The sequence below is a fragment of the Lentzea sp. HUAS12 genome, from assembly GCF_024125735.1.
GTDB lineage: Bacteria > Actinomycetota > Actinomycetes > Mycobacteriales > Pseudonocardiaceae > Lentzea > Lentzea albida.
In genome coordinates this window covers 1,314,820-1,329,846 of the sequence record NZ_CP099738.1, presented here as the reverse complement: position 1 = coordinate 1,329,846, position 15,027 = coordinate 1,314,820, and the positions used below count along the sequence as shown (strand labels likewise).

The 15,027-nt window shown below is 72.3% G+C and carries 19 protein-coding genes and 1 pseudogene; 15 read left to right on the top strand and 5 right to left on the bottom strand.

The window, feature by feature from the left end; genetic code table 11:
- Nucleotides 1–98 precede the first annotated feature (98 nt).
- From ND450_RS06125 to ND450_RS06110, 4 genes are all read left to right on the top strand, one after another.
- Entirely contained in the window at nucleotides 99–380 is a 282-nt protein-coding gene (locus tag ND450_RS06125; protein ID WP_253325178.1) for a hypothetical protein, read from the top strand.
- Complete coding sequence (locus ND450_RS06120) at nucleotides 377–580, top strand: cold-shock protein (protein ID WP_253325177.1); 204 nt, start codon at nucleotides 377–379, stop codon at nucleotides 578–580. Before ND450_RS06125 ends, ND450_RS06120 begins: the two co-directional genes overlap by 4 nt.
- Before the next feature lie 100 nt (nucleotides 581–680).
- On the top strand, nucleotides 681–911 hold the full coding sequence (locus ND450_RS06115) for a hypothetical protein (protein ID WP_253325176.1): 231 nt from the start codon (nucleotides 681–683) through the stop codon (nucleotides 909–911).
- A 296-nt stretch (nucleotides 912–1,207) separates the two neighbouring features.
- The gene (locus ND450_RS06110; protein ID WP_371927668.1) at nucleotides 1,208–1,411 is read left to right on the top strand and encodes an ANTAR domain-containing protein; all 204 of its coding nucleotides are present in this window, start codon (nucleotides 1,208–1,210) and stop codon (nucleotides 1,409–1,411) included.
- Nucleotides 1,412–1,430: 19 nt separating this feature from the next.
- Here ND450_RS06110 and ND450_RS06105 read toward each other — a convergent pair whose 3' ends face one another.
- Nucleotides 1,431–2,252: a transglutaminase family protein gene (locus tag ND450_RS06105; protein WP_253325175.1), complete on the bottom strand. Its 822-nt coding sequence runs from the start codon at nucleotides 2,250–2,252 to the stop codon at nucleotides 1,431–1,433.
- Between the two features lie 130 nt (nucleotides 2,253–2,382).
- Between ND450_RS06105 and ND450_RS06100 the strand changes: the two genes are divergently transcribed.
- From ND450_RS06100 to ND450_RS06060, 9 genes are all read left to right on the top strand, one after another.
- On the top strand, nucleotides 2,383–2,787 hold the full coding sequence (locus ND450_RS06100; RefSeq protein ID WP_253325174.1) for an ATP-binding protein: 405 nt from the start codon (nucleotides 2,383–2,385) through the stop codon (nucleotides 2,785–2,787).
- Between the two features lie 41 nt (nucleotides 2,788–2,828).
- Complete coding sequence (locus tag ND450_RS06095) at nucleotides 2,829–3,149, top strand: hypothetical protein (protein ID WP_253325173.1); 321 nt, start codon at nucleotides 2,829–2,831, stop codon at nucleotides 3,147–3,149.
- 58 nt (nucleotides 3,150–3,207) lie between these two features.
- A complete protein-coding gene (locus ND450_RS06090; RefSeq protein ID WP_089922708.1) occupies nucleotides 3,208–3,471 on the top strand; it encodes a GlsB/YeaQ/YmgE family stress response membrane protein in 264 nt (87 codons plus the stop codon).
- A gap of 194 nt (nucleotides 3,472–3,665) precedes the next feature.
- Nucleotides 3,666–4,847: a fumarylacetoacetate hydrolase family protein gene (locus ND450_RS06085; RefSeq protein ID WP_253325172.1), complete on the top strand. Its 1,182-nt coding sequence runs from the start codon at nucleotides 3,666–3,668 to the stop codon at nucleotides 4,845–4,847.
- A 99-nt stretch (nucleotides 4,848–4,946) separates the two neighbouring features.
- Complete coding sequence (locus ND450_RS06080; RefSeq protein WP_253325171.1) at nucleotides 4,947–5,156, top strand: DUF2795 domain-containing protein; 210 nt, start codon at nucleotides 4,947–4,949, stop codon at nucleotides 5,154–5,156.
- A 158-nt stretch (nucleotides 5,157–5,314) separates the two neighbouring features.
- Nucleotides 5,315–6,832 (top strand): FAD-dependent oxidoreductase, encoded by a 1,518-nt coding sequence (locus ND450_RS06075; protein ID WP_253325170.1) that lies wholly within the window; start codon nucleotides 5,315–5,317, stop codon nucleotides 6,830–6,832.
- Nucleotides 6,829–7,659, top strand: a complete 831-nt coding sequence (locus tag ND450_RS06070) for a carotenoid biosynthesis protein (RefSeq protein ID WP_253325169.1) — start codon at nucleotides 6,829–6,831, stop codon at nucleotides 7,657–7,659. The genes ND450_RS06075 and ND450_RS06070 overlap by 4 nt, the downstream gene beginning before the upstream one ends.
- Nucleotides 7,641–8,774 (top strand): glycosyltransferase family 2 protein, encoded by a 1,134-nt coding sequence (locus tag ND450_RS06065; protein ID WP_253325168.1) that lies wholly within the window; start codon nucleotides 7,641–7,643, stop codon nucleotides 8,772–8,774. Before ND450_RS06070 ends, ND450_RS06065 begins: the two co-directional genes overlap by 19 nt.
- A 1-nt stretch (nucleotide 8,775) precedes the next feature.
- Nucleotides 8,776–10,245 carry an NAD(P)/FAD-dependent oxidoreductase gene (locus ND450_RS06060; RefSeq protein WP_253325167.1) on the top strand — a complete coding sequence of 490 codons (1,470 nt, stop codon included), beginning with the start codon at nucleotides 8,776–8,778 and terminating at the stop codon, nucleotides 10,243–10,245.
- Here ND450_RS06060 and ND450_RS06055 read toward each other — a convergent pair.
- Nucleotides 10,207–10,929: a CDP-alcohol phosphatidyltransferase family protein gene (locus tag ND450_RS06055; protein WP_253325166.1), complete on the bottom strand. Its 723-nt coding sequence runs from the start codon at nucleotides 10,927–10,929 to the stop codon at nucleotides 10,207–10,209. The two genes, ND450_RS06060 and ND450_RS06055, sit on opposite strands and share 39 nt — an antisense overlap.
- 21 nt (nucleotides 10,930–10,950) lie before the next feature.
- Here ND450_RS06055 and ND450_RS06050 point away from each other — a divergent pair, with 21 nt between their 5' ends.
- Nucleotides 10,951–11,793 carry a YhjD/YihY/BrkB family envelope integrity protein gene (locus ND450_RS06050; RefSeq protein ID WP_253325165.1) on the top strand — a complete coding sequence of 281 codons (843 nt, stop codon included), beginning with the start codon at nucleotides 10,951–10,953 and terminating at the stop codon, nucleotides 11,791–11,793.
- Between the two features lie 9 nt (nucleotides 11,794–11,802).
- Here ND450_RS06050 and ND450_RS06045 read toward each other — a convergent pair whose 3' ends face one another.
- Both ND450_RS06045 and ND450_RS06040 read right to left on the bottom strand, forming a co-directional pair.
- Nucleotides 11,803–12,618 carry a hypothetical protein gene (locus ND450_RS06045; RefSeq protein WP_253325164.1) on the bottom strand — a complete coding sequence of 272 codons (816 nt, stop codon included), beginning with the start codon at nucleotides 12,616–12,618 and terminating at the stop codon, nucleotides 11,803–11,805.
- Nucleotides 12,615–13,026 (bottom strand): annotated as a pseudogene (locus tag ND450_RS06040) (DUF6301 family protein). The gene ND450_RS06045 and the pseudogene ND450_RS06040 overlap by 4 nt, the downstream one beginning before the upstream one ends.
- A 340-nt stretch (nucleotides 13,027–13,366) precedes the next feature.
- Here ND450_RS06040 and ND450_RS06035 point away from each other — a divergent pair.
- Nucleotides 13,367–14,359 (top strand): hypothetical protein, encoded by a 993-nt coding sequence (locus ND450_RS06035; RefSeq protein ID WP_253325162.1) that lies wholly within the window; start codon nucleotides 13,367–13,369, stop codon nucleotides 14,357–14,359.
- A 126-nt stretch (nucleotides 14,360–14,485) separates the two neighbouring features.
- Here ND450_RS06035 and ND450_RS06030 read toward each other — a convergent pair whose 3' ends face one another.
- The gene (locus tag ND450_RS06030; protein ID WP_253325161.1) at nucleotides 14,486–14,845 is read right to left on the bottom strand and encodes an STAS domain-containing protein; all 360 of its coding nucleotides are present in this window, start codon (nucleotides 14,843–14,845) and stop codon (nucleotides 14,486–14,488) included.
- Nucleotides 14,846–15,027 lie beyond the last annotated feature (182 nt).

Here is a 15,027-nt window from a genome sequence, read left to right as displayed (position 1 = left end):
CCGACCGGGGATTGGAGCACCGGCTTGCCGCCGGATCGCCCGTTCTTCCCCTCGCACTCCCCACTCCTCCGCACCACAAGGCTCCAGCAGGTGCGCGCATGACGCGAACCAGCCAGATCGGCCGCCCGAACGGTGCCGCGGCCGACTTCCAGGAGGCGCGCCTCGCCGCCGAGGAAGCAGGGGCCGTCCAGCAACGTCAAGCGGCACAACGGGTCGCGGAGCACTCCCACGACGCGCAGGACTGCCTTGACCTGCTCTCGATGCTGGGCCTGGCCGGCCTGCAACCGCGCGACGCGCATCCGATGCGCGACGAACCGGCCAACGTGACTTTCCCGGAGGCGCTCGGCGTGTACCGGACGACCGAGGGAGTGGCTCGATGACCCAGGGAACCGTCAAGTGGTTCAACGGCACCAAGGGATTCGGCTTCATCGCCCCTGAAGGCGGCGGCCCGGACGTCTTCGTGCACCACTCCGAGGTCCACGAGTACGCCTACCAGGGCATCCCGGACAACCAGGCGGTGGAGTTCGAGATCCAGCAGGGAGACAGGGGACCGCAGGCCACTGCGGTCCGGCTCCTCTGACGAAGCAGAGGTTGTGGGAAGCGGGTCACCGACTGGTGGCCCGCTTCCCACATGCCCGGCAACCCGCCGAGACCGCCGGTGAACCCGTACTGTCGCCCCCATGACTGACGCACAGGGCGGCCCCGCCCTCGGCCCCACGTTGTCGGAGTGGATCAGCGCTCGCGGCGAGACCGAACGGCACCTGGCGCACGCCGCCGGGTCGCCGGTCGACGCCGAATGGGTGCAACGGCTCTCGGACCTGCTCGCCACCGAGAGGTCGTGGCAGGACCAGTACACCGATCTCCTCGCGCTCGGCAGCGCCGGCGGCCAGTTCCCGTCCTCGAACCGCTGAACCGGCGGCCGTTCGTCCATTCGTGTCGTGCGGACGCTCCGGAGCGAACCCGCGCTGGCCTCAACGCGTCTGCGGTCCCATCCGGTTCAGCCAGCAGCCCGTGGGGCTTCCCACCGTGCCTCCTGTCCGGACTCCTCGTCGGTCGGCGAGGAGAGGGCCCGTGTCGACGTCGAAGCAGATCATCCCTCCGCTGCCCGCGCCTGGACGCCGCCACCACGCGCAAGCTGGTCAGGGCCACGGTCGACGAGGCGCGGCACCGGTGGCCGGTCCTCGGCACGGCGTCCCGCGCCGCCGGCATGGTCAGCTTCCCGCCCGCGCCGCGTGCCGTGATCGACCAGGCGAAGGGCGTGCTGATGGCCGTCCACGGGATGACCGCCGACCAGGCCTTCCAGTTGCTGGTCGTGCAGTCGCAGCGCGAGAACGTCAAGCTGCGCACGCTGGCCGAGCGGTTCATCACCGAGGTCGTGACCCGGTCCGCCGAGTGCGAACAGCCCGTGTGAGCGGTCGCGTCGCGCACCCTCAGCGCCACAACGGGGCGAGGTCCTCCTCCGCCTGCACCACCATCGACTCCAGCACCGGCCCGCCGAACGTCGTCACCGGCGCGACGTCGGCAGCGTCACGGCCCCGGCCGACGACCACGCGTCCCGTGCGCGGCTCGTTGGTGCGCGGGTCGAAGGTCCACCACCGGTCCCCCAGCCAGACCTCCACCCACGCCGCGAAGTCCATCGGCGCGTCGACCGGCCGCACGTCCAGTTCCGGCAGGTATCCGAGGACGTAGCGCGCCGGGATGGTGAGCGCACGGCAGAAGGAGATCACCAGGTGCGCGAGGTCACCGAACCCCGTGGCGCCGTGCCCGGACTCCCGCGACTCGTGGACGTGCCGGCAGATCTCCGACACCCTGCCGTAGCCGGGCCGATGAGCCCCGAACCGTGACCAGGCCTCGTCGCCCAGCGCGTCGGAGGCGCAGTACCGGCTGGGCAGCGTGTACAGCAGCACGTCGTCCGGAAGACCGTCGGGCGACGTCTCCGTCACGTCCTCGTCCACGTCCTCCGCCCTGTCCGGCACGTCCACCCACGCGCTGTAGTGCACTGTGGACAGACCGGCCGGCAGCAGGACGCGAGATCTCCTGTTGCCGTACACGTCGAAGTGGTGTCTCAGCGGAACGTCCGGCGTCACGTCCAGGTTCTCCTGGCTCACCCGGACGTCCGCGGACCAGAGCGGCCGCACGAGGAAGACCGCGGGCGCCGGCACCCTGGCGCGGTGGGTGAACGCACAACCGACGCGGAGAAGCCGGGTGTTCCACGTCAGCTTCGCCGCACCGCCGTAGTGGCGCGAGTTCACAGCACCCGCTCGCGGGCCTGGGGCGTTGTCGTCATCCGGCTCCCGACACTACACCCAGCGCCGCAGGGGTTTTGACCGATTCATCCGAGGTACCTCAGTGGGTGTGACGCCAGTGGAACGAGGCCCTGCCGTGGCTGCTGCCGGTACCGAGGACGGGTGGAGCACCCTCGAGCTCGTCCAGGGCCTTCCCGACACCGCCAAGGTGCGCAGATGGGCTCGTGCCGTGCTGTGCGACCTGGTCGAGGACGACCTGGTCGACGTGCTGCTCGTCGTCTCGGAACTCGCGTCCAACGTGTTCGACCACGCCCGGTTCCCCGCGCGTCTCAAACTGCGCAGGTCGGCCGAGCGCCGCGTCGTCGACATCGTCGCCGAGGACTCCTCGCCCCTGCCGCCCCGGTTGCGGCCGGCCACGCCCGACTCACCGCGCAGCCGCGGACTCGTGATCGTCGAGCAGCTGTCCGCGCGGTGGGGCGTGGTCCAGCGGCTGGCGGGCAAGTCCGTGTGGGCCGTCATGCCGTGCGCGACGGTGTCCTGACGCGCCGTGCCCCGCATCGAGCTCGGTGCGATGCTGATGCGGTGGCCGAGCCGGAACACACCTCAGACGGACACTTCGTCATCATCAACGGGCGGCGGTGGCGGGCCACCGATCCGGAGATCCCGCCCGAGCCGGCGGCACGGCTGCGCGCGCTGTTGATGGCGGCACGCCGCGACGTCGGCGCCGCTCTCCGCGCCCAGGACGCCGAGGCGGAACGGGACGCGCGCGGACGGGTCCACCTCGCGAAGACCGCCCTCGGCGAGCGCGGCGACCCGTGGTGGGACCAGACGACGAGCCAACGGCGCCAACGGTGGCAGAGCGGCCTGGACGCGCTCGAACACCACGACACGAGACGTGGTTGATCGACCGGACGACGGGGTAACCGGGTCGAGCAGGACAATCGACCTTCAGGAGGCTGACGTGATCGGGTTCATCGTCGCCGGACTGATCATCGGCGCGCTCGCCCGACTGATCAAGCCCGGCAAGCAGAACCTCGGCATCGTGGCGACCCTGCTGCTGGGGCTGGTCGGCTCCGTCATCGGCGGCACGATCGCGAACCTGCTCGGCACCGGAGACATCTTCGAGCTCAACGTGCTGGGCTTCATCATCGCCGTGATCGCCTCCGTGCTGCTCATCGGCGTCGCGGAGGCCGTGGCCGGCCGCAACCGCACGGGCGTGCGGTAACACCTCGACCCCGAACTGCCCTGGGCACCGCGCACCGGCGCCCAGGGCAGTTCGCTGTGCGCGTCACCTGGATCCGGGGAGTGGTCGGCGCGGCGCAGGAAAGCGTTGTCCCAGCGGCGGAAGCGGCTAGTACGGTGTGGCCCGACGACCGGGATGCGCGAGTGCTTCCGCGCGGCCGAGCAGGAAGGACTTCCATGGGGATCTCACTCGACGCCGCCGACGTCCTCCCCCGCGACGCGGCGGACGCCGCACTCGTCGCGAGGGTCTACGACCCTTCCGCGGGCGGCCCTTCGGTCGTGACGATCCGCGGCGAGCAGGTCGTCGACCTGTCACCCGCCGCCGCGACCGTGTCCTCGCTGCTCGAACGCCCCGACGCGCTGGAGGTCGTCCGGAACCACCCCGGCGGCACGTCGTGGCCGCTCGCGGAGGTCCTGGCCGCCACGACGAGCCCGGCCGGTGCCGTTCCCCGGTTCCTCGCACCGGTCGACCTGCAGGTGCTCAAGGCGGCCGGCGTGACCTTCGTCCGCAGCATGCTCGAGCGGGTCATCGAGGAGCGGGCCGACGGGGACCCGAAGCGGGCCGGGGAGGTTCGCGAGAAGCTGGGCGCGATCGTCCAGGGGCACATCTCCGACCTGAGGCCGGGATCCGCCGAAGCCGCGGAGGTGAAGAGGGTCCTCCAGGCCGAGGGCCTGTGGTCGCAGTACCTCGAGGTCGGCATCGGCCCGGACCCCGAGATCTTCACCAAGGCCCCGGTGCTCTCCGCGGTGGGGCTGGGAGCCGACATCGGTGTCCTCGCCCGCTCGGCCTGGAACAACCCCGAGCCCGAGCTCGTCCTGGTGGTGGACTCGCGCGGGAAGCCGGTCGGCGCGACGCTCGGCAACGACGTCAACCTGCGCGATTTCGAGGGCCGCAGCGCGCTCCTGCTCACCGAGGCGAAGGACAACAACGCCTCCTGCGCCATCGGGCCGTTCCTCCGGCTGTTCGACGACGGCTTCACCCCGGCGGACGCCAAGGCCACCGAGATCGCCCTCGACATCACCGGCCCCGACGGTTTCGAGCTGCACGGCGTGAACCCGGTCTCCGAGATCAGCCGGGAGCTCGAGGACCTCGTGTCCCACGCCTTCGGCGCGCACCACCGCTATCCCGACGGCTTCGCGCTGTTCACCGGCACGATGTTCGCCCCGACCGAGGACCGGGACCGGCCGGGCGAGGGGTTCACCCACCGGGTCGGGGACGTCGTCCGCATCTCCTCGCCCCGGCTGGGCGCGTTGACGAACGTCGTGAACACCGCCGAGGACGCGCCGGACTGGACGTTCGGCATCACCGCGCTGATGGAGAACCTCGCCGCCCGCGGCCTGCTGGGCCCGCGTTCGTGAAACCGCCCGGCATCCAGACCACCGACGTGTCACTTCCGCGTTAGGCGCGCCCGTGGCCGGGTAGCCGGTGGCGACAGGAAGCCGAGCTGGAGGAGAGCGATGAGCGACACGACCACGGTGGACCGGCTGCGCACGGCGCTGGCCGACGTGAGCTACCCCGCGGACAAGGGCCGGCTGGTCGACCACGCCTCGCGCAACAACGCCGACGAGGACACCGTGCACGCGTTGCACTCCGTTCCCGAGCAGTCCTACGGGTCGTTCGACGAGGTGCTCGGCGTGGTCGCCGTCGACCAGAGCCGCGAATCCTGAGCCGCCGCCGCTCCCGTTGTGCAGGGTGATCGGACTGCCCATACGGTCGGAGCAGGCGCGGACACCGGCAAGGACAGTCGGCACCGGGTATCCCCGGTGTCCGTTCGCGCTGCCCTGATGGCACTTTCCGTCGGCCGAGAGCCGGAAGTGGGAGCACGATGAAGGATCGCAAGGCGGTGCGGATCCCTGCGCCCGCGGGACGTTCTCGCTTCGCGGGCGACGTGCCGGTCGTCGCGGTGGTGGGCGGGGGGATCGCAGGCCTCGCGGCGGCCACCCTCCTGGCGGAGCGTGGCGCGCGAGTCGTGTTGTGCGAGCGCGAGTCCTATCTGGGCGGGCGCGTCGGTGGGTGGCGCACGCGGCTGGCGGACGGCAGCGATGTCACGATGACGCGCGGTTTCCACGCCTTCTTCCGGCAGTACTACAACCTGCGCGCGTTGCTGCGGCGGGTCGATCCGGACGGCGGCGCGCTGACGCCGATGCCCGACTACCCGTTGTGGCACGCGCGAGGTGACCGCGACTCGTTCGCCGGCATGCCCACGACGGCGCCGTGGAACGTGCTGGCGTTCCTGCGGCGCAGTCCGACGTTCCGCTGGCGCGACCTGCCGGAGATGAACCCCGAGGCGGCCCTGAAGCTCCTCGACGTCTCGGTTCCCGGGATCTACGACGAGATCGACGGCATCGACGCGACCGGGTACCTGGACCGCGTCCGGTTCCCGGAGGCCGCGCACGCGCTCGCGTTCGAGGTGTTCTCCCGCAGCTTCTTCGCGCACCCGCGGGACATGTCGGCCGCCGAGCTCGCCGTGATGTTCCACATCTACTTCCTCGGTTCCAACGAGGGCCTTCTCTTCGACGTGGCGGCGGACCCGTTCCCGCACTGCCTGTGGGATCCGCTCGGCCGGCGCCTCACCGAGCTCGGCGCCGACGTGCGCACGGGCGTCGACGTGCGGTCCGTGCGGCGGGGCGGGGCCAGGCGGTTCACCGTGACCACCGGGGACGGCGCGATCGACGCCGACGCCGTGGTACTCGCCGCCGACGTGGGAGGGCTGCGCGGGATCGTGCGCTCTTCACCGGGCCTTGGGGACGCCGGCTGGCGGGCGCGCGTGGAGGGGTTGCGGACGGCACCGCCGTTCCTCGTGTCGCGGTACTGGCTGGACACGCCCGTCGACCGGCCCGGCTTCATCGGCACGAGCGGTTTCGACCTGCTCGACAACGTGAGCGTGCTCGACGGCTACGAACACGAGGCGAGGGCGTGGGCGGCGCGCACGGGCGGTTCCGTGGTGGAGCTGCACGGCTACGCCATTCCGTCCGATGTGGACGAACACGAGGCCAGGCGGCGGCTGTGGGACCAGCTGACCGAGGTCTACCCGGAGACCAAGCGCGCCACCGTGATCGACGAACGCCACGAGTGGCGTGCCGACTGCCCGTTGTTCCCGGCGGGCGGCTACGGGGACCGGCCGACGGTGAGCACGCCGGACGACTTCCTCGTGCTGGCCGGAGATCTGGTGCGCGTCGACCTGCCGGTGGCGTTGATGGAACGCGCCGCCACGACCGGTTTCACCGCGGCCAACCGGCTGCTCGGTCAGTGGGGTGTCGCCGGCACGGACCTCTGGACGGTTCCCCTCGAAGGGCGCGTGCCGCTGCTGCGGGCGGCCGCGCGCCGGCGGAGGTCGGCGTGAACGTCGGCGTGGAACGCGGCGGCTCCCGAGCTGCCGCACGCGGATCAGCCGCCAGGATCCGGGCGGTGGCGTGGGTCTGCGGTGCGCTCGTCGTGCTGGCGCAGATCGTCTACTCCATGACCGAGCCGGACGCCCGGCTCTTCACGACGGTGGCCTCGGTCGTCGCGTTCGCGGTGGCGTCGGTGTGCGACGCCTTCGCCCGCTTCGGGCCCCGCGCGGCGGCACTGCTGGTGGTGGTCGCCGGAGGCGGCGGGCTGGTGGCCGAGACCACCGGGGTGCACACGGGCTTCCCGTTCGGCGACTACCGCTACACGGGCACGCTCGGCCTGGAGATCGCGGGCGTGCCCGTGGTCGTGGCACTGGCGTGGATCATGATGTCCTGGCCCGCGTTGCTCGTCGGGAGGGCGCTCGCGGCCCGCGCGGACCGCCCCGCCTGGCTGGTCGTCGGGATCGGCGCGTGGGCGCTGGCGTCGTGGGACGTGTTCCTCGACCCGCAGATGGTGGACGCCGGTCACTGGACGTGGTCCGATCCCGTCCCGGCACTGCCCGGAGTGGACGGTGTCCCGCTGACGAACTACGGAGGCTGGCTGCTGGTCTCGGTGCTCATGATCACCGCATTGCACGGGACCGTCGGGAGGGCGCGCGTCGCGAACGAGCTCGACCTGAGGGCGGGACCGGCTCCGGTGCTGTACCTGTGGACGTACGGCTCGTCGGTGTGGGCGCACGCGGCGTTCTTCGGGCGCCCCACCGTGTCCCTGGTCGCGGGCGTGTTGATGGGCCTGGTGGCCGTGCCGTTCGCGTGCGCGCTGTGGCGGGCCCATCGGTGAAGCGGTTCCTGCGCGCGGCGGTCCGCGGTGCCGCTGCCGGCTCTGCTGTCGCGGCGGCGCACGCCCTGGTGAACGCGCGGCTGATGCGCGTGCCGGCAGCCGATCCACCCCGCTGCGGGGAGGCGGTCTCGGTGCTGGTGCCCGCACGGGACGAGGCGCACCGCATCGCGCCGACCATCTTGTCGCTGCGGGCTCAGCGCGGTGTCGACGACCTGGAGATCATCGTGCTCGACGACGGCTCGTCCGACGGCACCGCCGACGAGGTGCGCCGGGCAGCCGGTGACGACCCGAGGATCCGTGTGGTCACCGGGGAAACGCCGCCGGAGGGCCTGCCCGGCAAGCCCCACGCCTGCGCCCAGCTCGCTGAACTGGCCACGGGCCGCGTGCTGGTGTTCGTCGACGCGGACGTCGTGCTCGCGCCCCACGCGGTGGCCTCGGCGGTCGCCCTGTTGCGGGAACACGACCTCGATCTCGTGTCACCGTTCCCGCGCCAGCTCGCCGACGGCACCGGAGCGCGTCTCGTGCAGCCGCTGCTGCAGTGGTCGTGGCTGGTGTTCCTGCCGTTGCGCCTGGCCGAACGCTCGCCCAGGCCGTCGTTGTCGGCCGCCAACGGGCAGTTCCTGGTCGTGGACGCCGGTGCCTACCACCGCAGCGGGGGTTTCGCGGGCATCGCCACCGCCGTGCTCGACGACATCGCGCTGCTGCGGGCGGTCAAGCGCGGCGGCGGACGCGGTGTGGTCGTCGACGGCAGCACGGTGGCGACCTGCCGGATGTACGAGGACTGGGCCGGGGTGCGCGACGGGTACGAGAAGTCGCTGTGGTCGGCGACCGGCAGTCCGGTGGCCGCGGCGGCGCTGTCCCTCGTGCTCGCCTGGCTGTACGTGCTGCCGCCCGTAGCCGCGCTCGCCGGCTCCCGCGCCGGCATCGCCGGGTACGCGGCCGGCGTGCTGACCAGGGTCGTGACGGCACGGCACACCGGCGGGCGGGTGTGGCCGGACGCGCTCGCCCACCCGGTGTCCGTAGGGGTGTTGCTGACGCTCGTCGCGCGGTCGTGGCGGGCCAGGAGGACGGGACGACTGCAGTGGAAGGGCCGATCGTTGCGGGGAAGCAGCTGACATGGCACGGGTAGCGGTGATCGGCGCGGGAATGGGCGGACTGGCCGCGGCCGCGCGGCTGGCGAGGTCGGGGCACGAGGTCACGGTGTACGAGCAGGCCGCCGGCCACGGCGGCAAGCTCGGCACGTTGCGGCGGAACGGTTTCACGTTCGACACCGGACCGTCGCTGCTGACGTTGCCGCACGTCTACCGCGACCTCTTCGCGGCCACCGGCGCCCCTCTCGACGACCTCGTGGAGATCGTCGCGGTGGAGCCGACCTGCCGCTACCGGTTCCCCGACGGCTCCGAGCTCGACATGCCGCACGCCGAGGAACGGGCCGAGGCCGCGCTGACCGACGCGTTCGGCCAGGAGGCCGCCCGGCAGTGGCGCGGGATGCTCACCGAGGCGGAACGGTTGTGGGACCTCGTCGGTGAACCGGTGCTGCAGAACCCGTTGGGCGGCGTGGGAGATCTGCTGCGCCGGTCGGCGAGCGTGCGGGACCTGGTGGCGATCGCGCCGTGGCGCACGCTGCGCGGGGTGGGCAGGCGGTTCAGCGATCCGAGACTGCGCATGCTCCTCGACCGCTACGCCACCTACAGCGGCTCCGACCCGCGCCGCACACCCGCGTTGATGACGGTGGTCCCGTTCATCGAGCAGCGGTTCGGCGGCTGGTACGTGCGCGGCGGGCTGCGCCGGCTCGGCGACGCCCTGTTCGGGCGCTGCACCGAACTCGGGGTGGGGTTCCGCTTCCACGCGAAGGTCACCGCCGTGGACACCGGAGGCGGCCGCGTCACCGGGGTGGTCCTGCGGGACGGCGAGCGCAGGCCGGCCGACGTCGTCGTGTCCGATGTGGACGCCGAACACCTCTACGGCGAGCTGCTCACCGACCGGCGCGCACACCGTCCACGGCGGACACTGCGCAAGGCCCAGCCCTCGCTGTCGGGGTTCGTGCTGCTGCTCGCGTTGCGGGGCAGGACGCCGGATCCGGCCCACCACCGCGTGCTGTTCCCGGCGGACTACGACGACGAGTTCGACTCGATCTTCGGACGCCGCCCGCGCCCCGTGCCGGACCCGACCGTCTACGTGTGCGCGCCGAATGACCCGGCCGTCGCGCCCGAGGGTGACGAGGCGTGGTTCGTCCTGGTCAACGCACCGCGGCAGGGTGACGTCGACTGGACCGCGCCGGGACTCGCCGACTCCTACGCGGACCGGGTCCTGCGCGTGATGGCCGAGCGCGGCCTCGACGTCCGCGACCGGGTGCGCTGGCGCGAGATCCGCACACCGGCCGACTGGGCGCGGGACACGGGCGCGGTCGGCGGATCGATCTACGGCTCGTCGTCCAACGGCCCGCGGGCAGCCCTGCTCCGCCCCGCGAACCGCTCCCCCGTGCCCGGCCTGTTCCTCGTCGGCGGCTCGGCACATCCGGGCGGCGGCCTGCCGCTCGTGGCGATGTCAGCGCGGATCGTCGCCGACCTGGTCGGCCCGGCTTGACGCGAACGGCCCGGTCCACGGCCGGCCGGCCAGCTCCTGCCGAATGCCCGCGGCGAGTTGCCCGAACCCGGCCACCGCGCACACCGCCCACACCAAAGCCGACACGGCCGCCCAGTCCCACCCGGTGACCGGCGTGCCGCCCGGCGCCAGACCCGTCCCGGCACAGGCGATCGCGACCACGACGACCCTCGTCGGCCGCTCCGCCACGGTGATCGCACCGGCCGACGTCATGCCGACGCCCTGCGCCTTCGCGCGCGTGTACTCGTGCAGCATCACCGACACACCGATGGCGGCGCACCACCACGCCCCGGCGCCAAGGGCGAACAGGACCAGCACCAGCGCCAGGTCCGCCAGGCGATCCGCGACCGCGTCCACCACAGCACCCAACGGCCGCGCACGACCGGTTCGCAACGCCACCGCGCCGTCCAGCCCGTCGAGCACTCCGGCCGAGACCACCAGCAACAGAGCCAGGAGCGCCCACCGGCCGCCCGCCACCGCGGCGACGACGGCACCACCCGCGACCACCACACCGGCCGCCGACAGCGCGTCGGGAGGAACGCGGTCCAGCGGGCGGGCCAGCACGTGCACGAGCCGCAGCCAGCCGACGACGAGCCTGTTGCCCGACACGTCCTCCCCGTGCAGCCGGGACCACCCGGCGACTGGGTTCGCCTCGTCACCGGTCACGCCACCACCGTAAGCCGAGGGGTGACGCCGTGCAGGTTCGGGTACTTCCCGATCATGCACCTGCTCCGCGCCGTGGTGACGGCTACCGGGAGCGCGCTGCGCGGCCGGGACCTCCTGCTGTGGGCCGCCGGACTGACGTTCTTCTCGGCGCTCGGCCTGGTGCCGCTGCTCCTGCTCGCCCTGCGCGGGGTGGCGCTGGTGTTCGGCGAGGACTTCGTCGTCGACAGCGCGCGCACCGTCGGCCGATCGCTGCCCCAGGCGCACGACGCCACGGAGACGCTGGTCCGGCTGGCCGAAGCGGCGACGAACACGTCGTGGCCGCTGCTCGCCGCGGCCCTGTTCCCCGCCTCGCTCTACGGCGAAGGACTGCGCCGCGGCCTCGTGCAGGCGGCCGGTGAACGCCCGAACAAGTGGACCGGCTGGGCCGGGCGGATCGCCTTCCTGCCCGTGCTCCTCCTCGCGCCCCTGCTGGTCGCGCTGCCGCTCTCGCTCGCCTCGGTGGTCGGCCCGCTCTACGAGGAGGGCGGGTGGTCCACCGTGCTGGGTGTGGTGCTGTCGTTCCACCTCGACGTGGTCCCGATCGGCGTGACCGTCGCGCTCGTGTTCGCCTTCGTCGGGCCGGTCGCCCTGCCGGTCAGGACGGTCCTCGCGGCCGGGGTGTGCGTCGGCGCCGTCCTGACCGGCTTCCTGCACGGGTTCGTCGTGTTCCTCGCGATCCCGGTGGACTGGGCGATCCCGTACGGCGGGCTGGCGGTCCCCGGAGCGGTGGCGGCGATCGGGCTGTGGCTGTTCCTGCTGCACGCCCTGCTCCTGTTCGGCTACCGGACGACGCTCAGCACCCGCGACGTGCTCGCCCGGGACTGAGGCGGCGGGTCAGCCGAGCCCGAGTCCGGGGAACTCCACCGCCGTGGCGTCGGCTCCGAACGGCTGGGACCACGCGCGGTACCGGAGCTCGTCCGGGCTCGTGATCCCGTAGGCCTCGTGCAGTGCCGCGACGCAGCGCCGCGCCAGCCCCGCGAACTCGCTCGTGAGAGCGGGGCGCCGCAGTTCCGACGTCCAGTTGGGCTGCGTGACCTCGGGTGCGGCCCAGTCGAACCTGCGCAGCTGGAACTCGTCGGCGTCCGCCGCGACGTCCGCCCCCGGTGCTTCCGCGTACAGCCGGTCGGGCGCTCCGGCGAACTGCACGTACCGCCTGGGGTCCGCCGCCGCGTGGACGATGAGGAAGACGCCGTCGGTCACGTCCCGGAAGCAGTCCGTGAGGCGCTCGGTGAACCGGTCCCACTCGTACGCGATCTTCCACGGCATCGGAACCGGTGTGCGCGTGGTGGTGAACCGCAGTTCCGCGTCGTCGAACGCGATCAGCTTCGCCAGCGGACTGCGGTGGTCGGGGCGCTCGAAGCCCTCGGCGTGCCCCTTCGGGTCGCGCGTGGTCACCCAGTACGCGTTCCCCGCGTCGCCGACCACCTCGACGACCAGGCCTCGGTAGGTGCCGGGACGGGAGAGGTCGTAGCACTCCATCACGTCGTCGTGCGCGATGTTCTTCACGAAGTGGCGGCGCCCCGCCTGCACGAACGACTCGTCCACCGCGTGGTCCGAGGTGATCCACCACTTGCCGAGCTGGTGACCCAACCGGTGGTCGACGTCGCGATGGCGGACGAACCGTCCGGGCGCCGGGAGGCGGTCGTTCACCGTGGCCCCGCCTTCCGGTCGAGCTCGACGCCCTGAGGGGTCTCGAACATCGCGCTAGCGCTCTTCTGCCTGAGGTTGAACGAGATCCGCCCGCCGGACGCGGTGTTCCAGGTCGCCGACGTCGTCCTCTCGAAGTCGCGCATCACCGGCGCGCCCCACCGCACCCCGCCCTCGCGCACGATCAGGGTGAAGGCGTCCCCGAGGAACGCCCGCGACGTGGAACTTGAGGTAGGACAGGTCGCCCCTGGAGCCGATGGTCATCACGTCGGGGACGGTGAACCCGGAGTCCCTGTTCATGAGGTAGGGGGTGCCGTTCTGGACCTCGACCGTCCACCCGAACCACTCGACGGCCTGCTGCTGCACCTCGTCACGGGTGAGCGGCCAGGACGCGGCCTCCCAGAAGTCCATGAGGTCGCAGGCCTCGGCGGGCGCCATCGCTCTCCACTCCACGTCCTGATCGTCTCATGCGGTCTCACGGGCGGCGGCGCGCAGGTTGCAGTCGTCCTCAGTGGACAGTCTGCGCCCGGATGCGGTGTGATGCGTCCATCTCGGTGAACGCGCCCCGTCTCGTTTGCCGACCGGCGGCGCGTACCTGCATGGTGTTCGCAGGAGAACCGGGGGGCTCCGCTGGGGGACATCATCCGCGTCGTCTCGCGCCCGAACGCGCCTTCGTCCGGCCGTCCACTGTGGACGTCGGGCGGCAGCGTCGACCCCTCCTCCACCTGCCCGACACCGAGGAGACCACCGCATGCGCAACAGACCCGTGCTCGCCGCACTCACCGCGCTCACCGTCGTGACCAGCCTGCTCGCCCCCACCGCGGCGGCCGCCGCGGACTGCACCTGGCGGCTCTCCCCGCTGCCGGTCCGGGACGGCATGGACTGGAGCAACCTCCGGATCACGAGCGTGGACGCCCAGGGAAACGTGTCCGGCTTCCACACCACCAAGGGCGAGAACGACCACGCGCTGACCCGCTGGACCGCCACCGGCGTCGAGGTCGTGCCGAGGCCGGAGGGCGCCACCGCGTTCGTCACCATCGCCGGCAACGCCTCGGGCGTGGTCATCGGCCGCGTGGACCGCCCCGGCGGCGGCGCGCTCATGACGCACACGCCCGGCGTCGGTTACCGCGACCTCCCGCTCCCCGCCGGGTACGACGTCTCGATGGTCAGCCTGACCGACATCAACGACCGCGGCGACGTCCTCGCCAAGTGGTGGGGCACGAGCACGCTCCCGCAGGCCGCACTGCTGTGGCGGGCGGACGGCAGCGCCCCGGTCGTCATCAACCCGCCCGAGGTGCCGCGCCCGAACCCGGTCGCGATCCGCAACGACGGCACGGTGCTGCTCGGCGGCACGTGGGACCCGGTGTGGCTGTGGCGCGACGGAGCACTGACCTCGCTGGGCGACTGGGGCTCCTCGGTTCGCCCGCGCGACCTCACCCGGGACGGCCTGATCGCCACCCGCGACTACGACAGGCCGCGCACCTCGTGGAAGTGGCACGAGTCGACCGGGCAGATGGAGCGCGTCGACGTCGACGGGGTGATCGAGGAGGTCAACGAGGACGGCCTGGCCATCGGCTACCTCGACGACGGCCGCTACACCTACGCCGTGTGGCAGGGCACCAGGTTCGTGGCAACCCTCCCGATGGCCGCCGGCGCCTCCGAGGCGACGGCCAGCGCGGTCGGCGCGAACGGCGTGATCGCCGGGTACTCCGGCACGAAGCCGGTCGTCTGGACCTGCGGCTGACGTTGGGGGGCGGGCTGGAGGGCTGGTCCGCCCCGGCGACCGACGTCCGGAGGCAGGCCGGAAGGCCGGTCCGCCCCAGACGACGATCACCCCGCGTCCGCCGCCGCGATCACCCCGCCGCGCCGATCACATCGCCCGCAGCACGCTCGACACGTCCGGCTGAACCTCGACCACCCGGTCGACCCCGGTCATCTCCAGCACCCGCCGCACGATGCCGCCATGCGCGACCACCACCAGCCGCACGCCCAGCCGGGTGGCCTCCTTCTGCGCCCGCACCAGCAGGTTGAGGCCCGAGGACCCCATGAACACGACCCCGGTGAGGTCGAGGACGAGCACTTCCGGCCGGGTCGCGAGCTGGGCGCGGACCTCGCGGCCGATCACCTCGTCGGTCGTGGTGTCGATCTCGCCGACGACGGAGGTGATCGGGACGGGACCGGTGTGGCCGGTCCGGACCGACACGGGCTGACCTGGATCGAGCTTCGTCATGCCGTCGCTCTTCCTGCCGCGGGCGCACCACCGGAACGGGCGGAGCGCGTTCGGACGAGGTACCCGATCGACACCTGCGACAAACGCGTGATTCGCGGAACGACCGCGTGTCGCGGTTTACGTGCGCCGGGCCGTGGGTAACGGAGGGTTTCGAACGTCTTCACGGAAGAGGGTCGGTTCGC

Coding starts and splice junctions, on each gene's coding strand:
- ND450_RS06120 (WP_253325177.1), top strand. CDS start 377: ATGACCCAGGGAACCGTCAAGTGGTTCAACGGCACCAAGGGATTCGGC.
- ND450_RS06075 (WP_253325170.1), top strand. CDS start 5,315: ATGAAGGATCGCAAGGCGGTGCGGATCCCTGCGCCCGCGGGACGTTCT.
- ND450_RS06060 (WP_253325167.1), top strand. CDS start 8,776: ATGGCACGGGTAGCGGTGATCGGCGCGGGAATGGGCGGACTGGCCGCG.
- ND450_RS06115 (WP_253325176.1), top strand. CDS start 681: ATGACTGACGCACAGGGCGGCCCCGCCCTCGGCCCCACGTTGTCGGAG.
- ND450_RS06035 (WP_253325162.1), top strand. CDS start 13,367: ATGCGCAACAGACCCGTGCTCGCCGCACTCACCGCGCTCACCGTCGTG.
- ND450_RS06125 (WP_253325178.1), top strand. CDS start 99: ATGACGCGAACCAGCCAGATCGGCCGCCCGAACGGTGCCGCGGCCGAC.
- ND450_RS06085 (WP_253325172.1), top strand. CDS start 3,666: ATGGGGATCTCACTCGACGCCGCCGACGTCCTCCCCCGCGACGCGGCG.
- ND450_RS06110 (WP_371927668.1), top strand. CDS start 1,208: ATGGTCAGCTTCCCGCCCGCGCCGCGTGCCGTGATCGACCAGGCGAAG.
- ND450_RS06030 (WP_253325161.1), bottom strand. CDS start 14,845: ATGACGAAGCTCGATCCAGGTCAGCCCGTGTCGGTCCGGACCGGCCAC.
- ND450_RS06080 (WP_253325171.1), top strand. CDS start 4,947: ATGAGCGACACGACCACGGTGGACCGGCTGCGCACGGCGCTGGCCGAC.